Annotated in this window: 16 protein-coding genes and 1 tRNA gene; 16 read left to right on the top strand and 1 reads right to left on the bottom strand. The window is 53.5% G+C overall.

The window, feature by feature from the left end; genetic code table 11:
* Positions 1–218 precede the first annotated feature (218 nt).
* From glmU to ACFQ88_RS38035, 8 genes are all read left to right on the top strand, one after another.
* Complete coding sequence (glmU, locus tag ACFQ88_RS38070; RefSeq protein WP_379462983.1) at positions 219–1,622, top strand: bifunctional UDP-N-acetylglucosamine diphosphorylase/glucosamine-1-phosphate N-acetyltransferase GlmU; 1,404 nt, start codon at positions 219–221, stop codon at positions 1,620–1,622.
* 84 nt (positions 1,623–1,706) lie between these two features.
* On the top strand, positions 1,707–2,351 hold the full coding sequence (locus tag ACFQ88_RS38065; RefSeq protein ID WP_239630892.1) for a 50S ribosomal protein L25: 645 nt from the start codon (positions 1,707–1,709) through the stop codon (positions 2,349–2,351).
* 158 nt (positions 2,352–2,509) lie between these two features.
* Positions 2,510–3,070 carry an aminoacyl-tRNA hydrolase gene (gene pth, locus ACFQ88_RS38060; protein WP_379462980.1) on the top strand — a complete coding sequence of 187 codons (561 nt, stop codon included), beginning with the start codon at positions 2,510–2,512 and terminating at the stop codon, positions 3,068–3,070.
* Between the two features lie 104 nt (positions 3,071–3,174).
* Positions 3,175–3,405 (top strand): anti-sigma-F factor Fin, encoded by a 231-nt coding sequence (fin, locus tag ACFQ88_RS38055; protein WP_239630894.1) that lies wholly within the window; start codon positions 3,175–3,177, stop codon positions 3,403–3,405.
* A gap of 343 nt (positions 3,406–3,748) precedes the next feature.
* The gene (gene mfd, locus ACFQ88_RS38050; RefSeq protein WP_379462978.1) at positions 3,749–7,270 is read left to right on the top strand and encodes a transcription-repair coupling factor; all 3,522 of its coding nucleotides are present in this window, start codon (positions 3,749–3,751) and stop codon (positions 7,268–7,270) included.
* Entirely contained in the window at positions 7,257–8,345 is a 1,089-nt protein-coding gene (locus ACFQ88_RS38045; RefSeq protein ID WP_379462976.1) for a peptidylprolyl isomerase, read from the top strand. The genes mfd and ACFQ88_RS38045 overlap by 14 nt, the downstream gene beginning before the upstream one ends.
* Before the next feature lie 245 nt (positions 8,346–8,590).
* Positions 8,591–9,133: a stage V sporulation protein T gene (spoVT, locus tag ACFQ88_RS38040; protein WP_239630897.1), complete on the top strand. Its 543-nt coding sequence runs from the start codon at positions 8,591–8,593 to the stop codon at positions 9,131–9,133.
* 247 nt (positions 9,134–9,380) lie between these two features.
* Positions 9,381–11,051, top strand: a complete 1,671-nt coding sequence (locus ACFQ88_RS38035; protein WP_379462973.1) for a putative polysaccharide biosynthesis protein — start codon at positions 9,381–9,383, stop codon at positions 11,049–11,051.
* A 438-nt stretch (positions 11,052–11,489) separates the two neighbouring features.
* Here ACFQ88_RS38035 and ACFQ88_RS38030 read toward each other — a convergent pair whose 3' ends face one another.
* Positions 11,490–11,624, bottom strand: a complete 135-nt coding sequence (locus ACFQ88_RS38030) for a hypothetical protein (RefSeq protein WP_379462971.1) — start codon at positions 11,622–11,624, stop codon at positions 11,490–11,492.
* A gap of 64 nt (positions 11,625–11,688) precedes the next feature.
* On the opposite strand from ACFQ88_RS38030, the gene yabN reads away from it, so the two are divergent.
* The 8 genes from yabN to ACFQ88_RS37990 all read left to right on the top strand — a co-directional run bounded on the left by yabN (position 11,689) and on the right by ACFQ88_RS37990 (position 16,304).
* Complete coding sequence (gene yabN / locus ACFQ88_RS38025; protein ID WP_379463027.1) at positions 11,689–13,170, top strand: bifunctional methyltransferase/pyrophosphohydrolase YabN; 1,482 nt, start codon at positions 11,689–11,691, stop codon at positions 13,168–13,170.
* Positions 13,171–13,249: 79 nt separating this feature from the next.
* Positions 13,250–13,522: an HU family DNA-binding protein gene (locus ACFQ88_RS38020; RefSeq protein ID WP_028551916.1), complete on the top strand. Its 273-nt coding sequence runs from the start codon at positions 13,250–13,252 to the stop codon at positions 13,520–13,522.
* Positions 13,522–13,791, top strand: a complete 270-nt coding sequence (locus ACFQ88_RS38015) for an RNA-binding S4 domain-containing protein (protein ID WP_379462969.1) — start codon at positions 13,522–13,524, stop codon at positions 13,789–13,791. The genes ACFQ88_RS38020 and ACFQ88_RS38015 overlap by 1 nt, the downstream gene beginning before the upstream one ends.
* Positions 13,792–14,164: 373 nt before the next feature.
* On the top strand, positions 14,165–14,449 hold the full coding sequence (gene yabP / locus ACFQ88_RS38010; protein WP_239630901.1) for a sporulation protein YabP: 285 nt from the start codon (positions 14,165–14,167) through the stop codon (positions 14,447–14,449).
* Entirely contained in the window at positions 14,446–15,015 is a 570-nt protein-coding gene (gene yabQ, locus ACFQ88_RS38005) for a spore cortex biosynthesis protein YabQ (protein ID WP_239630902.1), read from the top strand. The genes yabP and yabQ overlap by 4 nt, the downstream gene beginning before the upstream one ends.
* Positions 15,016–15,042: 27 nt before the next feature.
* Complete coding sequence (locus tag ACFQ88_RS38000; RefSeq protein ID WP_239630903.1) at positions 15,043–15,372, top strand: FtsB family cell division protein; 330 nt, start codon at positions 15,043–15,045, stop codon at positions 15,370–15,372.
* Between the two features lie 183 nt (positions 15,373–15,555).
* The gene (locus ACFQ88_RS37995) at positions 15,556–16,074 is read left to right on the top strand and encodes a S1 domain-containing RNA-binding protein (RefSeq protein WP_239630904.1); all 519 of its coding nucleotides are present in this window, start codon (positions 15,556–15,558) and stop codon (positions 16,072–16,074) included.
* Positions 16,075–16,230: 156 nt separating this feature from the next.
* Positions 16,231–16,304 (top strand) — tRNA-Met (locus ACFQ88_RS37990).
* The last annotated feature ends 85 nt before the right edge of the window (positions 16,305–16,389 follow it).

Genomic DNA, 16,389 nt, shown 5'->3' with positions numbered 1-16,389 from the left:
ATATATTGAGTGCAGGGAATGGTTAACGACGGTGTCAATTTCAGGGGGATGGGCCTAAAGCTTGTCTTTCGTTCGAACGCTTTACTGTTGGAGAAAATGACGCATCCTTCGTTGGGCGCTCCTCTTTGGTTTGATTGCTGATTGCAGTCGACAGGGGGCGGATTACAAATGAGAGAGATCGAAGAGAAACTACAGACACTAAAGGAGTGGACCTAAAAGTGAACATTATGGGGATTGTCCTGGCAGCGGGACAAGGCAAACGTATGAAATCGAAGCTGTACAAAGTACTTCATAAAGTATGCGGAAAGCCGATGGTAGGCCACGTCGTTCATGTGCTGGAGCAGCTGCAAACCCGGAGAACGGTGGTCGTTGTAGGTCATGGAGCCGAAGCGGTGAAATCGTACCTGGGAGATCGCGTAGAATATGCCATGCAGGAGCAGCAGCTGGGAACCGGCCATGCAGTGCTGCAGGCCAAGGATTTGTTGGCGAATGAAGACGGGCTTACCGTCTTACTATACGGAGACACACCGCTCGTCACGAGCGAAGCGGTTCAAGAGATGATTCGCGTGCACCAGGAAAAGGGAGCCGCCGCCACCGTGATGACGGCGATCTTCGATAACCCGTTCGGTCTCGGACGCATTATCCGCGATGAGAACGGCCGTGTAGCGCGCATTGTGGAGCAGAAGGACTGCACGCCGGAGGAGCGCGAGATCAAGGAGATCAACTCCGGCATGTACTGCTTCGATAACCGCAAACTGTTCGAAGCGCTTAGCCAGGTGAAGAATGACAATTCGCAGCAGGAATATTATTTGACCGATGTCATCGGCATTCTGGTCAATCAGAACGACATTGTCGAAGCTTACTGTACGCCGGATGCCATCGAGACGCTCGGCGTAAACGACCGCGTCGCTCTCGCTGAAGCCGAGCAGCACATGCGTGCCCGCATCAATCGCGGCCATATGGTAAACGGCGTGACGCTGATCGATCCGGCGAACACGTATATCGAGGCGGACGTAACTATCGGCGCGGATACGATTGTATATCCCGGAAGCGTCCTGAAGGGCAGCACGGTGATCGGGGAAGACGGCGTCATCGGACCGAACGCGGACATCGCGGACAGCACGCTCGGCAGCGGCGTTCAGGTCAAGCATTCCGTATTGACGGAAGCGGAAGTGGGCGATGGCACCTCCATCGGGCCTTACGCATATCTTCGTCCGGGCGCCAAGCTCGGCGCTAACGTGAAGATCGGCGATTTCGTGGAGATTAAGAACGCCACGCTGGCGGATGACGTGAAGGTATCGCATCTGAGCTATATCGGCGACGCCGTCGTCGGCCGCAATGTCAATTTCGGCTGCGGAGCGATTACCGTCAATTACGACGGCTTCAACAAGCAGCTGACCGAAGTGGAAGACGATGCGTTCATCGGCAGCAACGTGAACCTGATCGCGCCGGTGAAGATCGGCAAAGGCGCCTATGTAGTGGCGGGCTCGACGATTACGCGCGACGTGGAGGAAGGCGATATGGCGATCGCGCGCGAGCGTCAGGTGAATAAGCCGGGCTATGCGGATAAGCTTCGCTCCAAGTTTGCTGCCAAGAAGCAGGCATCGAAGGCAGGAAAGTGATTGGATTCCTCCTCAATTGGGTAAAGTAAAGAATAGGGTAGCAATGGTTTCTATTCTTGGGCCTAAATTGAAGGAGGTTTCATCATGGAAGCAACATTGAAAGCGGAAGTACGCAAAACGACTACGAAGTCCGAAAGGAAGGGGCTTCGGGCGAAAGGGAAAATTCCAGCCGTTGTTTACGGCACCAAGGTAAACAACACGCCGATTGTTATAGATGAAAGGGAATTATCGGCGCTATTGCGAACGAACCCTCATGCCATTATTCAAATGGACGTGCCAGACATGGGCAAACAGCCTGTAATGATCAACGAGATACAACGCGATCCGATCTTGAGAGACGTCATCCATGTCGATTTTCATCAAATCAACATGGACGAGCCGGTTACGACAACCGTTCGGCTGGATTTTGTCGGCGATTCGGTAGGCGTGCGAATGGGAGGCATCTTGCAAATTCAGCATCATGAGATTGAAATTCGCTGCTTGCCGAAGCAAATTCCCGATTCCATCGAAGTCGATGTCAGCCAGCTGGAGATTGGAAACAGCCTGCTTCTCACCGATCTGAAAGTACCGGATTTCATCGAGCTGAAAAAGTCCGTAGCCAACGATGTGGTCGTTACCATATTGATGCCGCAGAAGGAAGAGCTTCCTGCGGATACGGCCGAAGAAGCGGAGCAAAAGGCGGAGGCCAAGGCCGAAGCGGCTGCGAATCAGGCTCAGGAAACGGTATAACGCAGGCGGGATCATCGTTGTTGCGGAGCGCGTCGAACGTTTGTTCGGCGCGCTTTGTCGCGTCGTCTCCTTCCGGTTGGGAACACGGGCTTGCAACGGCTGACGCGCAGGCTGTAACATAAATGGAAGCACCCCGCTAAGGGAAGGAGAACAGCAGCATGAAATGGTTTGTAGGCTTAGGCAATCCGGGCAAGCAGTACGAAACGACCCGCCATAATATCGGATTTATGGCGCTCGACCGGTTTGCGGATAAGCATGGGATCAAAATTACGCAAAGCAAGTGCAAAGGACTGCTCGGCGAAGGCAACGTCAACGGAACGAAAGTGTATTTGCTGAAGCCGATGACCTATATGAATTTGTCGGGGGAGTCGATGCGGGCGTTTTTGGACTTTTACAAAGCGTCGGTAGATGATCTGGTTGTCATTTATGACGACCTCGACACGGCCTACGGCCAGATTCGGCTTCGTTACCAGGGCAGCGCAGGAGGCCATAACGGCATCAAGTCGGCCATCCAGCATCTCGGGACGCAGACGTTCAACCGGATCCGCATTGGCATTAACCGCCCGGCACCGGGCTACAACATTGCCGATTACGTGCTGTCGACATTTTCCAAGGAAGAGTTCAAATCGATGCCGCAGGTGCTGGATGCGACTTGCGAGGCGATGGAATTTTCACTCGACAATTCCTTTGAGAAGACGATGGCCAAATTCAACGGATAACCGGCGCGGTACAACGGTGGCTTCGGTATCTCTATGTGAAAGAAAAAAGCAGGCTAAAATCCTCCTTTTTGGGTCATAATGAAGGGAAAAAGGAGGAATGCGCCATGGCTATCAAGTACGTATGCCGGCACTGCCGTACGTTAATTGGAGAACTGGAGCAGCAGCATGTGAGCGAGGAGCTGCTGGGCTTCCATTTCTTGACCCCCGAGGAGCGTCAGAGTATAATATCGTATAACCCAAATGGCGATATGACCGTCAATGTGGTTTGCGATTACTGCAAGGAAGCGCTGGAGAATAACCCGGAGCTTTCGCTCGTGGCTAGTCCGCTGCAGTAACCACGGAATAAGGAACAAGGATCGAATGATAGATGCCTGGGCTAGTCAAGCCTGGGTTCTTTTTCGAGCACGGGATTAAGCGATTTCCAAACCCCTGTACGGCCATGAAGGGACTATGTTTTCCCTTACGTCATGGCGGCGAATTGGTTTCGGACGGCATGTTCTTTTGTGAGACACATACTATGTAGTATACAAAAGGAGCGTCGCCTCTCATGGCGTTTGCTCCTAGTACCCGTTGGCTTGGCATGGCAAACGCACGTGTCGGGTTACGCCAAGCCCGGGCAAGCCGCCTTTCAGGAGGCAATGAAAATGGTTTCGTTGATGGTGAGAGGGGGTACGTTGTTTGCAAGCGTTAATCCAGGCTTTCTCCGCAGATCCCGATTTGCAGAGCATCGTAAACGGTGTCCGGTCGGGGATGAGGGAGCAGTTAATATCCGGTCTGTCCGGTTCCTCGCGGCAAGTCATGCTTGCGGCTCTATATCAGGAGCTGGACCAGCCGTTGTTCATAGTTACACACAACATGTTTTCCGCACAAAAAATTTTCGAGGACCTGGTGGAATGCTTACCGGACGATAAGGTGCTGCTGTTTCCGGCTCAAGAGCTGCTGGCGGCCGAGTCGGCCGTAGCGAGTCCCGAAATGCTGGCGCAGCGCATTGACGCTTTGACGCGTCTTGCCGGCGGGTTCCGCGGAGTCGTCGTCGTTCCCTATGCGGGAATGCGGCGTATTTTGCCTCACAAGGACATCATCGCGGAGGCACGCATTCCGATTCAGGTAGGGCAGACGCTGCAGCTGGATTCGTTTATCGCCGAGATGGTTCATCTTGGGTATGAGCGTGTAGAACGCGTCGAGAGCAAAGGTGAAATGAGCGTACGGGGCGGCATTATCGACTTTTATCCGCTGTCTTCGGCACATCCTTACCGCGTAGAGCTGTTCGATGTAGAGGTAGACTCCATACGTACGTTCGAAATTGCGGATCAGCGCTCCATCGATAAATTAAACGAGCTGATCATTACGCCGTGCCGTGAAATTATAGCGGATGGAAAACGGTTACAAAATGCGGCGCAGCACGCCTATGAGCTGCTGCAGGCTCAAATGGAAAAAATGACGGACCGCAATGCTAAAGACCGCCTGCTTGAGGGCGTCGGGCATGAGATTGAGCAAATGCGCCAGGAGCAGTATGTTCCCGGTTTGTTTAAGTACAGCTCCTTGCTGTACCCTGAGCGGCAGACGCTGCTCGATTATATGCCCGCTGATTCGATTCTGCTGATCGATGAGCCTGCAAGGCTGCTCGAAACCGCCAAGCAGCTCGAGCGCGACGAAGCCGAATGGACGACCATGTCGCTTCAGGACGGAAAGTCGATCCCGGGGTTCGTCTTATCCAAACCGTACGAGACGCTGCTGATGCGCAAGCCGTATCCGATGCTGTACATGTCGCTGTTTTTGCGCCAGGTTCCGCAAACGCAGCCGCAAAATATCGTCAATTTTATGTGCCGGGTCATGCAAAATTTCCACGGGCAGATGAACGTGCTCAAGTCCGAAATGGAGCGCTGGAAAAAATCGGGCGCGAAGGTGCTGTTGCTGGCTAACGGAGAAGAGCGGGTGGAACGGGTTCGCCGCGTTCTCGCGGACTACCATATTGAAGAGCCTGCGATTTTGAACGGGAATTTGCAAACGGGTTTCGAGCTGCCGAACATTCACCTGGTGGTTATTACCGAAGGGGAAATGTTCACCCAAAAGCAGCGGAAAGCAAGAAAAGTCGAGAAGAAAATCGCCAACGCCGAGCGGATCAAAAGCTATCAGGAGCTCAAGGTCGGCGATTATGTCGTTCACGTCAATCACGGCATCGGCAAATTTGTCGGGATCGGCACATTGGAAGTCGGCGGCATTCATAAAGATTATTTGCACATTTTGTATGCCGGGGGAGACAAACTGTCTGTCCCTATCGATCAGATTGACCATATCCAGAAATATGTCGGGTCCGAGGAAAAGGAGCCGAAGGTATACAAGCTGGGCGGAGCCGATTGGAACCGGGTCAAGAGCAAAGTTCGTTCGTCGGTACAGGATATCGCGGACGATTTGATCAAGCTGTATGCGGAGCGGCAGTCTACGACAGGGTACGGCTTCAACCCGGACAGCACGTATCAGCAGGAATTCGAGGGCATGTTCCCTTACGAGGAAACGGGAGACCAGCTTCGCGCCATCGGCGAGATCAAAGAGGATATGGAGAAGCCGCGTCCGATGGACCGTCTGTTGTGCGGCGACGTAGGCTACGGCAAGACGGAGGTTGCGATCCGCGCTGCATTCAAGGCCGCCATCGACGGCAAACAAGTGGCGGTGCTCGTGCCGACGACGATTTTGGCGCAGCAGCATTACGAGACATTCCGCGAAAGGTTCTCCGGCTATCCGTTCAACATTCAGGTGCTGAGCCGGTTCCGCTCGAAGAAGGAGCAGTCCGACACGATGAAAGGCGTCAAAGCGGGTACGGTCGATGTCGTTATCGGAACGCACCGTCTTCTGTCGGCGGACGTTAAGTTTAAAGATTTGGGGCTTCTGATCGTCGACGAGGAGCAGCGGTTCGGCGTCTCTCACAAGGAGAAGCTCAAGCGGCTCAAAACGAATGTCGACGTACTGACGCTGACGGCGACGCCGATTCCTCGTACGCTGCACATGTCGATGCTCGGTGTACGCGACTTATCCGTAATCGAGACCCCTCCGGAAAACCGGTTCCCGGTGCAGACGTATGTCGTCGAGCACAGCAATGCTCTCATTCGAGAGGCTATCGAGCGAGAGCTGGCACGGGAAGGGCAGGTCTATTATCTGTACAACCGGGTGCAGGGGATCAACCAGATGGCGGAGCAGATTTCCATGCTCGTGCCGGATGCGAGAGTAACGGTAGCTCACGGCCAAATGTCGGAGCAGGAGCTGGAGAAGACGATTCTCGACTTCCTCGACGGGGAGTTCGACGTCCTTGTCAGCACAAGCATTATCGAGACCGGCGTGGACATTCCTAACGTGAATACGTTGATTGTCCATGACGCCGATAAGATGGGCTTGTCCCAGCTGTACCAGCTTCGCGGGCGCGTCGGCCGCTCGAACCGGATCGCGTACGCTTATTTCACGTACCAGCGGGACAAAGTGCTGACGGAAGTGGCGGAGAAGCGGCTTCAGGCCATAAAAGAGTTTACAGAACTTGGATCAGGGTTTAAAATTGCGATGAGGGATTTGGCGATTCGCGGCGCGGGTAATTTATTGGGTGCGGAGCAGCACGGCTTTATCGCGTCGGTCGGATTCGACCTGTATTCGCAGATGCTGGCGGAAGAGATCGCCAAGAGAAAGCATGAGATCACTGGGGAAGAGCCCGAGGTCCAGAAGCCTTGGACAACCCAGCTCGATATTCAGCTCGATGCGTATATTCCCGGAGATTACATTTATGACAGCGTCCAGAAAATCGAAATCTATAAAAAAGTGGCTGCAGTCAAAACGCTGGAGGAAGCTGCCGAGCTGCACGACGAACTCGTAGACCGTTTCGGCGATTTGCCGGAGGCGGTTCTCAATCTGCTGGCTGTTGCGAGATTGAAGGTATATGGTTCGATGTATGCTATCGAAACGATTTCGCAAAAAGGAGTGGATTACGAGATCAAAATTCATGCCGACCAAACCGGCAATTTGGATGGACAGAAGCTATTGGCTGTAACAAGCGAGTTTGACGGCCGGATCAAGCCGATTCCGGGACCGCAAATTCATTTTCAGCTGAAAGGCAAAGGGTTAAAGCCAGAAGAATCCATCGATTTGCTGGAAAGGTTTCTGGTACAATATAAGCGTGCGCTCAAATCGAAGGGAGAACTGCAAGATGTTGCTAAATAACTGGAAAACAGCCAAGAAAGGGCTTATCGCCTTGCTTGCTGTTGTAACTATCGTCGCGGCCGCTGGCTGCGGCAAGAAGACGGAGACCGAGACGGGAGCTGCCGACGCAGGCAAGAAGGATGCCGGCGAAGTCGTCGTTACGTATAAAGACGGGGGTAAAATTACCCGCGGCGAGTTTGACACCTTTTTAAACACGAACCTGTTATTTTATAAAGAATACGCGCAATACAAAGAAGATCCTGCATTCCAGCAGGATATGATGAAGCAATTGGTTACCTTCAAGGTGCTGTCCTCCCGGGCGGACGATAAGGCCAAAGCTGCTGCGGATACGAAAACGAAGCAGCAAATGGACCAGATCAAAACGTTCATGGGCATGCAGGAAGGCGGCATGGAGAAGCAATTGAAGGACGGCAATATTACGGAGAAGGATCTGGAGCAATTTGTTTCCCGCAGTATGCAAGCCATTGAGGCTATGGAAAGCAAAGTGCCGGACGATCAAGTAAAAACCGAGTACGACAAGCGTGTCGCTGCCGACAAGAACGTATACGACGTAGCTACGGTAAGCCATATTTTGATCGGTACGTCCGATCCGAATACCGGCAAGGAAACCCGTTCCAAGGAAGATGCGTTGAAACGGGCCAAGGAAGTACAGGACAAGCTTAAAAACGGCGGCGATTTTGTCGCATTGGCTAAAGAATATTCCGAGGATCCGGGATCCAAGGACAACGGCGGGAAATACGAGAACGTAGACATTTCCCAATGGGTTCCTGAATTCAAGAAAGCGGCAGCCGAGCTTCCGCTGAACACGATCAGCGATCCGGTGGAAACGGCTTACGGCTATCATGTGATGAAAGTCGAATCGCGCAAAACCAAGACGTTCGACGAAGTGAAGGGCGACCTTCGTTCGGAGCTGGCGGAAACGCACATTTACGATTTTGTCGAAAAAGAGCTGCCGACATTAATCGAAACGAACAAGCTTCCGAAGCCTGAAGAGAAGCCGCCTGCAACGCCGGAGCCATCGGCAACTCCGTCTGCATCCCCAACGCCAACGCCTTCGGCGCCGGCAAGCAAGTAATATATTACCAGGGTACCCGATTGGGTACCCTGTTTTTATTTCTCAAATATGGACATAATGAAACCAACGGCGTCACAGATACATAGCTGGCTCATCTGGCGCAGGAATTAACAAGCTTAGCAAGAGATGTATAAGCAACTGGGAATCGAAGAATACTATGGTTACTAATTGAATTCCCTCTATTTGTATACAACGTGCTATCCAGTCGAATCTAACTCTTCAAGGAAAGCGAGGCATCTAGAAATATGAAAGCAACTGGAATCGTTCGTCGCATTGACGATTTAGGAAGAGTGGTAATCCCGAAAGAGATCCGCCGTACGTTACGGATTCGCGAGGGTGATCCTTTGGAGATTTTTGTGGATCGCGACGGAGAAGTGATTTTGAAGAAATATTCGCCGATCGGGGAATTGGGCGATTTCGCCAAGGAATATGCCGAATCTTTGTATGAGAGCACAAATCATATTACGATGATATCCGACCGGGATACGGTTATTGCGGTCGCAGGCGGGTCCAAAAAGGATTATTTGGAAAAGCAAATCGGTCCATTGGTCGAAACCTGCATGGAGAACCGCAAAGCGGCCATGGAAAGCTCGGCAGGGCAATATGAAATTTGTAAGGATATTACCGAAACCTATTCATCCTATGTCATTGCACCGATTGTAGCGGGAGGAGACCCGATTGGAGCGGTGATTCTTGTCAGTAAGGACGAAAGCGTCAAAATGGGCCAAATGGAAACGAAAATGGCCGAAACGGCTGCAGGCTTCCTGGCCAAGCAAATGGAGCAATAGCTGCGCTAAATGCACATTCGAAAAGCTTCCTGACTCACGTATCCTTTGAAGGGTGCCGGCGGTTGGGAGGCTGTTTTTATGTGGAGGCAAAAAAGAAGCGGAGCGGGATAAGAAGCCATAGGCGGCGAGGGACGGCAAAGGTTTTCTCATCGCGAGACAATAGTATATAATGAATGGGATTGCAGGCCAATGATTATTGGGTAAAATTGGAATGAAACTGTTGATTGATAATAGGGTGAGGGCCGGGATGAACGAAGATGTGAAGGATGACGCCGGTTCGTTGAAGAGTACGGGCTCCGCGCTGCTAAAAGGCGCAGCGGTGCTCGGGGCTGCAGCTGTCGTTTCGAAGCTGATAGGGACGATGCAGAAGATTCCGCTGCAAAATATTGCGGGGGACAATGTATTCGGCATTTATAATGCGGTTTATCCGCTTTATATTTTGATATTGTTTTTGGCGACTGCGGGCTTTCCGCTGGTCGTATCGAAGTTCGTTTCGGAGCAAGCCGCGGCGGGGCGGTATGGGGAAGCGCGCCGCGTGCTGAAGGTGTCTTCCGCCGTGCTTGCGGTGACGGGACTGATGTTCTTTGCGCTCCTTTATTTCGGAGCGGACCGGATTGCGGAGCTGATGGGAGCCCGACAGACAAGCCCTGCGATTCGGAGCGTCTCGTTCGCGCTGCTGTTCGTGCCGCTAATGTCAGCGCTGCGGGGATACTACCAGGGGTATCAGAACATGATACCGACCGCCGTGTCCCAAGTGGTGGAACAGAGCGTACGCGTGGCGGTCATGTTCATTCTGCTGCTGTTTTTTGTGCAGAGAGGGTATGGCCCGGATACGATAGCGGCCGGAGCCACCTTCGGCTCGGTAGCCGGTGCTATAGCCGGGTTGGCGGTCATGCTTTTGTTTTGGAGCAAAGAACGGCGGCGGCTCGGACTGGAGGGCCACGGCTCGCAGCAGGACCAAGACGCGCCGCGGGAAAGCAGCTGGAGCCTCGTTCGCCGATTGCTAACGTACGCGATTCCGATCTGTTTAGGGACCATTGCCATGCCGATCCTGACGCTGGTCGATTCCTTTACCGTGCCGAGGCTGCTCAAGATTCATGGCATGGACGAGGCGGAGGCGCTGCTGAGGTTCGGCCTGTACAATCACGGGCTGCCGCTGGTCCAGCTGGTCGCTATGATCGCCTCCTCGATGTCGGCGGCGCTCGTGCCGTCGATCGCCGAAGCGAAGTGGAAAGGCGACTTGGACGCCCTGCGAAGCCGAACAGTGATGTCGCTCAGGCTGGCATGGCTCATTGGCCTTGCCGCGTCCGTGGGCTTAGCCATGTTGGCCGAGCCGATCAACGTCATGCTGTTCAAAAGCGCGGAAGGCTCGTGGGCGATGTCGATCATCGCCTATACAGCGCTGTTCAGCACGCTCAACATCATCGCGTCGAGCGTGCTGCAGGGCTTCGGCGCCATCACCGCTCCGGCGCTGTACCTGCTCGCCGCGGCGGCGGCCAAAGTCGCGGGGAACATCGCCCTCGTGCCCCGCTGGGGCATCGATGGCGCTGCCGCCGCGGCCGTGGCCGCCTACGCGCTCGCGGGTTTGCTCGCGCTCGCGCACGCGCTGCGCGTAGGCGGCGTCCGGCCGGCGCCGGGCCGGGCGGTTGTGAAGCCGATGGTCGCCATCGGCTTGATGGCCGCGGCCCTGCTGGCCGTAACGCACGGCCTGCCCGCGCTGCTCGGCGCGCTGGGCCCGGGCCTGCCGCCGCGCGGCGTGGCCACGGCGGTGGCGCTCGCTGGCGTCGGCGCGGGAGCGCTCGTGTACGCGCTGGCGCTGGTTCGGCTCGGCGTAGTGACCGAAGCCGAGCTCTTGCAAGTGCCGCAGCTTGGGGGCAAGCTCCTCAAGCTGCTGCGCCGGCTGCGACTGATGCGCTAGCGCCCGAGCCGCGCGGCACGTGCTCGCGGCGGGCCGATGCCACGCCCGCCCGCATGCATCCGGTGCGCCGCAGCCAGGCGACACCCACGCACTTACGTCCGGCTGGTGCGCCTAGCCACGCTCGCGTTCCGCTGATGGGCCGAGCTAGTCACCGATACGCTCTTACGCATTGCCGGTGAGCCACAGTCAGTCACTGCGTCCGCTCTCGCGCATTGCTGGTGGGCCGAGCTAGTCGCCGATACGCTCTCGCGCATTGCTGGTGGGCTGAGCTAGTCGCCGATACGCTCTCGCGCATTGCTGGTGGGCCGAGCTAGTCGCCGATACGCTCTCGCGCATTGCTGGTGGGCCGAGCTAGTCGCCGATACGCTCTCGCGCATTGCTGGTGAGCCGAGCTGGTCACCGCCTACGCTCTCGCGCATTGCCGATGTGCCGGGCTGGTCACCGTGTACGCTCTCGCTCATTGCCGGTGAGCCGCAGCCAGTCACCGTGTACGCTCTCGCGCATTTGCGGGTGAGCCAAGCTAGTCACCGTGTACACTCTGGCGTCCCGCCAGTGCGCCGCAGCTGCGCCCACGTACTTGCACACCGCCCGCCAAATGACGGGCAGCGATAGAATAACCAAAGGAGGCGATTGTTTGATGCAACCGCAAATTACTATAGTAGGCCTAGGCTCGGGCGATGAAGATCAGCTGACTCTGGGCGTATGGAAAAAGCTGCAGCAGGCCGGCCGCATTTACTTGCGCACGGATCAGCATCCGATGGTTGCGATGCTTCGTCACAACGGCATTTCGTTCGAGTCGTTCGATTCGCTGTACGAAAGCAATGACCGCTTCGAGCAAGTATACGAAGCGATCGCGGTTGAGCTTCTGCGCTTGGCCCGGGAACAACAGGCCGAGCTCGTATACGCCGTTCCCGGCCATCCGATGGTAGCCGAAATGACCGTGCAGCTGCTGAGAGCCCGCTGTCCGCAAGAGGGGATCGAGCTTGTAATCATGGGCGGAGAAAGCTTTCTCGATCAAGCCTTTTTGCGGCTCGGCTTCGACCCGATCGATGGCTTCCAGCTGCTCAACGGGACCGAGCTATCCGTTCATGCGTTGAACCCTCGTCTGCATACCGTCATCGGCCAAGTATACGATACATACTCGGCCTCGGACGTGAAGCTGACGTTAATGGAGCTGTATCCGGACGATCAGGAGGTGGTGGTCGGCCATTCGTTGGGCGTTCCCGGCGATGAGAAGATTCACCGCATTCCTCTCTATGAGCTGGATCATTTGCAGGACTACGGTAACCTGTCCCTTGTCTGGGTGCCGCGTTCGGATGAGGATCGGCTTCGCAATCGCACGTTCGGGCGACTGCACGAAATCGTTGCGATATTGCGCAGTCCCGAGGGCTGTCCGTGGGACCGCGAGCAGACGCACCAATCGCTGCGCAAAAACTTAATTGAAGAAGCGTATGAAGTGCTCGAGACCTTCGATGAGGATGATCCGGACCATATGGCGGAGGAGCTCGGAGATCTGCTGCTGCAAATTATGCTCCACTCGCAAATCGAGGAGGAGGAGGGCGGCTTCTCCGTCTGGGACGTCATTGGAGGATTGAACGAGAAGCTGATCCGTCGCCACCCGCACGTATTCGGCGAGATGAAAGCCGACGATGCGGATGAGGCGCTAAGCAACTGGCAGCAGATCAAGCAAGAGGAGAAGCGCAGTAAAGGCATCGACCCGGACGAGCTCCCGTTATTGTCCGGCATTCCGCGCGAGCTTCCCGGCCTCATGAAGGCGTACAAGCTGCAAAAGAAAGCCGCTTCCGTCGGATTCGACTGGCCTGAAATGCAAGAAGTGTTGAAAGTTGTCGAATCGGAGCTGCTGGAATTGAAGGAAGCAATAGACTCTCTTTCGAAGAAAGAGCAGCAGGAAGAGCTCGGAGATTTGCTCTTTTCCGTCGTCAATTTGTCCCGATTTTTGAAGATTGAGCCTGAAGAAGCCTTATCTGACGCCAATCGCAAATTTTTTGAAAGATTCGGCTATATCGAGCGGCAGCTGCGTTTAAAGGGCAAATCTTTTGACCAAACTGATTTACAAGAGATGGAGTCTTTGTGGCAGGAAGCAAAAAAAGTTTTATAAATCGACATTGGCTAGCAGGAATTTCCTGATAAACAAAGAATACATAGCATTAGTGTTATTTTGAGGAGGAAATGTATCCATGAACAAAACAGACTTGATCAACAACATCGCTGAGAAAAGCGGCATGACTAAAAAGGACGTTGAAACCGTTCTGAATAACTTTTTGGGTGAAGTAACTGAAGCTTTGTCCACTGGCGACAAAGTACAACTTATCGGTTTTGGCACATTCGAAACTCGCAAGCGTTCCGGACGTACAGGCCGCAACCCGCAAACTGGCAAAGAGATCAACATTCCTGAATCCGTAGTACCGGCTTTCAAAGCAGGTAACAAGCTTAAAGAAGCGGTAAAATAATGCGCCTTGATAAATTTCTCAAGGTTTCCCGGCTGATCAAGCGGCGTACCGTCGCTAAGGACGTTTCCGATCAAGGACGCGTCTGGATTAACGGGAAGGATGCAAAACCGAGCAGTCCGGTGAAGGTCGGAGACGAATTGAAAATTCAGTTCGGCCAGAAGATCGTAACCGTTCGGGTAGAGCAGTTATCGGAGTCGACCCGCAAGGAAGACGCCGCCAACATGTATACCCTGCTCAGCGAGGAATCGCGCAAAACCGAATTATGGTAACTCTAAAGAGACTGAGCTTCAGTCTCTTTTTTGCTGCGCTGCGCGTAGAGCCGGCTCATCGGTTCGGATTCAAACATTTCCTCTCTGTTCGGCTCAGATGGCCGTTCTAATTTCGGACATCCCCCCATACTTTTAAGTAAACAAGCTTTGCTTTTGAAATGACGTATTCTCATGCATGGAGGCGGAGGGCAGTGTAACGGGCCGGAGAGTTTACGTGTCGCCTTTGAAAACGAGTTCCTACGATTCTATTCGTATTCAAATAAGAGGAACCCGTTTTCAACAGCGACCGGAGGCCGTTACGCTGACCCGCAGCCGGGCTTTGCATGAGCGATCCGCTCCTTTCACAAGCAAAGCGGCCAGGAGGGATCGTATCATGGCCATCGAGCCGGGGAAAGTGAAACGCCAGGAAATCAAAATGCTCAACCGCAAGCTGCTTGAAGTGTCCGGCGTCATGAATGTCGAAAGCTTCGACAGCGAAGAATTTTTATTGGAAACCGAATGCGGCTTTCTGATGATTAAAGGCCAAAACCTGCATATCAAAAACTTGAATTTGGAGCAGGGGCTGGTTGCTATTGAAGGTTTGGTGAACGAGCTGGCGTACGTCGATACAAACTCCCAGGGCAAGCCCAAGGGATTTTTGGGAAAACTGTTTAAGTGACGCTGCAAGTTCAATTCGTCACCATGGGCATGATGCTTATGGGGGGACTATCATTAGGCGGACTGTTCGATCTGTATCGGGTGCTTGCAGGCCAGCTTCGTGCGCCCCGTTATGCCTATTACCTCCTGGACATCGTTTTTTGGCTCCTTGGGACAGTGCTTGTGTTCAAGCTGCTTTACATGAGCAACCTGGGACAAGTACGGATGTTTATTTTTATCGGCTTGCTTATCGGGGTGGGGGTCTATTTCTTACTGTTCAGCAAAACCGTCATAAAAATCATTCTTTGGATGATTCGTGTCGTACAGACTACAATTCGTATCGGAAAAAGAATGATCGAGCTGTTTATTGTCACTCCGGTGGTGTGGCTTTATAGGGCTACCGTCATATTTTTAGGTTTTTTAATGGCGATAGCTATTTTCCTGTATAAAGTTATGCTACAATTACTCTATCCTTTGTGGAGGCTGCTTGTATGGCTGACGAAGCCTCTTGTCAAGCGGATCCGCATCCCCGCATGGGTGAACAAAACAGGTCAGAGTATCGCGGCATTATTCCGTCGCTTCTTTTGATCGGAGTAGGAGGAGATTTTACAGTTTATGCGGTCAGTCCAGGCAGTAAGCAATGATACAAAACCGAAGAACAAAGGCACCTTTCGCAGGCGCCGGTTGGTCATGATCGTTCTTGCGTGCTTCATGAGCTGGGCCGGCGTTACACTGTGGAATCAAATCGGCAAACTGAACGAGCGCAGCGAGAAATTGGCCGCCCTGGATCAGAAGCATAAAGATACACAGCAAATCAACGAAAACATGAAGCGCGAGATGACTCGCTTGAACGATCCCGAATATGTAGAACAGAAAATTCGCAAAGAGCTGCATTACATAAAACAAGGCGAAACCTTATTTTTTGTTCCGAAAGAACAAAAGTAACCGAAGTGTCGCAATCAATCTGTTGACCGTATCGCAGCCAGTACGTTATAATCTGCATTGTCAGGGTTTTTGTAACACATAAGCTTTGATTGAATTTTAAACTTACCTCTAAGCGCGGTCGCTCATCTTCGAAGGCCTCGACAGAGGTTTTCTCAACTATTTAAGGGAGGAACATTTTACTTTATGGCAATTGAAGTGGGCAGCAAGCTGGAAGGAAAAGTAACGGGCATTACTCACTTTGGGGCGTTTGTGGAGCTGCCTGAGGGCGGTACCGGCCTTGTGCACATCTCGGAGATAGCAGACAACTATGTTAAAGATGTCAATGATCATCTGAAGCTGAACGACATGGTAACCGTCAAAGTGATTAATGTGGACAAAGACGGCAAAATCGGATTATCGATCAAGCAAGCGGTAGATAAACCGGTTGAACCAGCGAGGCCCGCTCGTTTTGATAGACCAGGTGGCGGTTCCGGCGGTGGTGGCGGTAACTTCGGCGGAGGCGATCGCGGCCCTAGAGGCGGCGGTGGCGGATTTGGAGGCCGAGGCGGCGACCGTGGAGGCCGTGGGGGTAAACCTCCTGCAGGTAAAATGACCTTCGAAGACAAGATGTCGCGCTTTTTGAAAGATAGCGAAGAACGTATTTCATCCCTGAAGAAGAACACCGAAGGTAAGCGCGGAGGCCGCGGGGCACGGCGCGATTAATGATACAAGGCAAGCCGTATGGGTGCAGCACGCGCCTGTGCGGCTTTTTTGCATCATGCTCATTACGGCCGATTCGGTGGAAAAAGGTCCCTTCGGCAAGATGGGGGGACATGCTTGACAAACGGTATCCGTCTATTATATACTCATGCTTGTTGTGGCGGTGTAGCTCAGCTGGCTAGAGCGTACGGTTCATACCCGTGAGGTCGGGGGTTCGATTCCCTTCGCCGCTATATAGGAACAAGAAGAAAGCACCTTGTCGGAATTTCGATTCCGGCAGGGTGCTTTTCGTTTAACCGCGACATGTATTCGTCGGTT

Origin of the sequence: Paenibacillus sp. NPDC056579 (assembly GCF_042793215.1) — a bacterium.
Classification (GTDB): domain Bacteria; phylum Bacillota; class Bacilli; order Paenibacillales; family NBRC-103111; genus Paenibacillus_S.
This window is presented reverse-complemented; position numbering and strand designations above follow the sequence as displayed.